4 protein-coding genes are annotated in these 2902 nt (G+C 54.1%); 3 read left to right on the forward strand and 1 reads right to left on the reverse strand.

Annotated elements, in window-relative coordinates:
* Nucleotides 1-147: 147 nt before the first annotated feature.
* Nucleotides 148-708 (reverse strand): TetR/AcrR family transcriptional regulator, encoded by a 561-nt coding sequence (locus DW925_RS09875; RefSeq protein ID WP_117790916.1) that lies wholly within the window; start codon nucleotides 706-708, stop codon nucleotides 148-150.
* A gap of 143 nt (nucleotides 709-851) precedes the next feature.
* Between DW925_RS09875 and DW925_RS09880 the strand changes: the two genes are divergently transcribed.
* From DW925_RS09880 to DW925_RS09890, 3 genes are read left to right on the forward strand one after another with little or no spacing between them, the layout of a single operon-like run.
* On the forward strand, nucleotides 852-1052 hold the full coding sequence (locus DW925_RS09880) for a hypothetical protein (protein WP_089572807.1): 201 nt from the start codon (nucleotides 852-854) through the stop codon (nucleotides 1050-1052).
* On the forward strand, nucleotides 1049-1738 hold the full coding sequence (locus DW925_RS09885; protein ID WP_117790917.1) for a radical SAM mobile pair protein A: 690 nt from the start codon (nucleotides 1049-1051) through the stop codon (nucleotides 1736-1738). Before DW925_RS09880 ends, DW925_RS09885 begins: the two co-directional genes overlap by 4 nt.
* A complete protein-coding gene (locus DW925_RS09890) occupies nucleotides 1726-2634 on the forward strand; it encodes a radical SAM mobile pair protein B (RefSeq protein ID WP_055252675.1) in 909 nt (302 codons plus the stop codon). The genes DW925_RS09885 and DW925_RS09890 overlap by 13 nt, the downstream gene beginning before the upstream one ends.
* Nucleotides 2635-2902: the final 268 nt, after the last annotated feature.

Consider the following 2902-nt stretch of genomic DNA (forward strand, 5'->3'; position numbering starts at 1 on the left):
GGCAGAGGCGATCCAAGCCGATTTGGGCGCCCTGCTCTCGGTGGCGCGGGCAGGTGGCGAGTAACGCGGAGCGGTAGACGCGCAATGAGGTTTTAGCCGCAGCCTCCGAACGAGAGGGCTCGGAGGCTGGTATTCCTGAATCGCAGGTCACGATGGGTTATCGGAATCGCGAAGAGCGGATACCGCCAGTAAGCCCCCTTCGGAATAGGCGTTGAGCAGCTCCTGGGCATGGGCGAACTCGGGGCCTCGTCTCCAGCCGAGCAGGCGGTTGACGGCCAGATTGCCCTGGACGTTGTGGACGAAGAGCAGGAAGGCGTCTTCGCGTGAAAGCCCTGTTTTCTCCATGACCCAGGGAACCATCTGCTCCGCTCCGCGTTCTATGACGCGCTGGGCTACGCGAGCGTATGCGTCGCTGTCCGAATAAAGCAGGCGATAATCGTCGTCTGCCGGCGGACGCTGGCAAAGCGTTGCCGATTCAACCCCCTCAAGCGGGGGAGCCGCTGCCAATGCCTCGTCGATAAGCGCATCGAGCAGCGCGTACTTATCCTCGCAATGCAGATAGAACGTTCCCCGGTTGATCTCGGCGCGGCGGCAGATGTCCGCCACCGTCATCTTCGCGAAGCCGACCTCGGCCAGCAGCGCGAAGAACGCCTCCTGTATGACCGAGAGGGTGTAGCGCCGCCGGCGGTCGATCTTGGTTTCTCCCATCGCCTCTCCAATCTGAGTCGTTTGACAATGTCCAGTAGCTGTTCGTTTATCGACAGGTGCACGCGTTTGTTCATTGCCCCTGCGAAAATCAACAAGGATACTGTTTATAGACACCTGTTTTTTATAGCTGAAAGGGAGCACGGATGACCCTGTGCGAGAAGCTCGGCATCGGGCTTGTCAGCCGATCGTTTTCCCATCGGGCCGTCTATCGAAACGGCGGCACGTCATACGATTTGAGCGATTGCGAGCCTGCTGCTTGCAAGCAAGATATCGAGGCTTTTGCCCGCAAGGTGGGGGAGGCTGATTGCGTGTTTACGGGAGAGGCAGGTAGGCAGGCGTTATGAGCATCTGCATCAAAAATCAGATTCAGAATATGAATATCGTCATCGGCTGCACGGTGGGGTGTCCATATTGCTATGCCCGTAACAATGTGAAACGTTGGCATATGATTGACGACTTCGCTGATCCTGCGTTCTTCCCGAGCAAGCTCAAGATGATGGAAAAGAAACGCCCGCAGAACTTTCTCCTTACCGGCATGAGCGATCTCTCCGGGTGGAAGCTGGAATGGCGAGACGAGGTATTTGCAAAGATCCATGAGAATCCACAGCATCAGTTCCTGTTCCTGACCAAGAGACCCGATTTGCTGGATTTAGATACCGACCTGGAAAACGCATGGTTCGGCGTTACGGTGACGAGGAAAGCGGAGCTGTGGCGTATCGACGCCCTTCGGAAAAACGTCAAAGCAAATCACTTCTTCGTTACTTTTGAGCCGCTATTCGACGATCCCGGTACGGTCGACCTTTCCGGAATCAACTGGATCGTCGTCGGTACCATGACCGGGGCGCAGAGCAGGAAGGTTCATACGGAACCGGAGTGGGCATGGTCTTTGACGGACCAGGCGCACGCGCTTGGCATTCCAATGTTTATGAAGGAAGACCTCGTCTCTGTCATAGGGGACGAAAACATGATTCAGGAATTGCCGGAAGAATTCGAAAGAGTGCTGGAGGCGCAGAGAACATGGCGGAAGTGATCGATGGAATCCTCATCAATGAGGTGGAAGCAAAGAACATCATGACCAAGTCCAGCCTGCCGGTAGGCGGCTACTCGGTCAATCCCTATGTAGGCTGCACGCATGCCTGTAAGTATTGCTATGCCTCCTTTATGAAGCGCTTTACCGGACACAAGGAGGAATGGGGCACCTTTCTTGATGTGAAGCATTGGCCGGAAATCAAGAATCCGAAGAAATACGCTGGACAGCGGGTGGTTATCGGTTCTGTGACGGATGGCTACAATCCACAGGAGGAGCGATTCGGGAATACCAGGAAACTCCTGGAGCAGCTGATTGGCAGCGATGCAGATATTCTGATCTGCACAAAGTCCGATCTTGTGGTACGGGATATCGATCTGCTGAAGAGGCTTGGACGAGTGACCGTTTCATGGTCGATCAACACGCTGGATGAGAACTTCAAGAACGATATGGACTCCGCGTCGAGCATCGAGCGTCGTATCGCTGCTATGAAGCAGGTGTATGACGAAGGTATCCGTACGGTCTGCTTCGTGTCCCCGGTATTTCCCGGCATCACGGATTTTGAGATGATTTTTGAGCGAGTAAAAGATCGGTGCGATTTGTTTTGGCTCGAAAATCTCAATCTTCGGGGTGGTTTCAAAAAAGCGATCCTGGATTATATCGCCGAGAAACATCCCAATCTCGTACCGCTTTACGATGAGATCTATAACAAGCGCAACCGTAGCTATTTTGAAGCGCTTGAAGTAAAAGCCGAGGAAATGGCCAAGAAGTACGATTGCCCCTTTGTGGACAACGAAATGCCTTATGGCAGAGTCCCCCAGGGGCATCCGGTGATCGTGGACTACTTCTATCACGAGGAAGTCCGAGGGTCAGATAATAGCGGAAAAAGAAATCGTTAAACGGAAACCGACGACGATTCGCTCGAGCGATTAGCGTCCACGCGTGGCTTCTGCCGATTGGCGCAACGGGCGACAGATTAAGGGATCGCTCGGGCGGATGATCCCGCTGCAGTACAGGCGGTCGCTCAATTTAGCGGCATGAGCGTTTTCGCACGGAAAACCAGTATCCCCTGTGCCGAGTTTAATCGTAGCGAATACAATGAGCACTGAGCATCAATCGAAAGTAGTCAAGAGCCTTTTCGACGGCTTCTACCACCTCTACCCCAGC

This window comes from Collinsella sp. AM43-1, assembly GCF_003467925.1.
GTDB lineage: Bacteria > Actinomycetota > Coriobacteriia > Coriobacteriales > Coriobacteriaceae > Collinsella.

Excerpts from the sequence above, each read along its gene's own strand:
- DW925_RS09875 (WP_117790916.1), bottom strand. The coding sequence starts at position 708 with ATGGGAGAAACCAAGATCGACCGCCGGCGGCGCTACACCCTCTCGGTC.
- DW925_RS09880 (WP_089572807.1), top strand. The coding sequence starts at position 852 with ATGACCCTGTGCGAGAAGCTCGGCATCGGGCTTGTCAGCCGATCGTTT.
- DW925_RS09885 (WP_117790917.1), top strand. The coding sequence starts at position 1,049 with ATGAGCATCTGCATCAAAAATCAGATTCAGAATATGAATATCGTCATC.
- DW925_RS09890 (WP_055252675.1), top strand. The coding sequence starts at position 1,726 with ATGGCGGAAGTGATCGATGGAATCCTCATCAATGAGGTGGAAGCAAAG.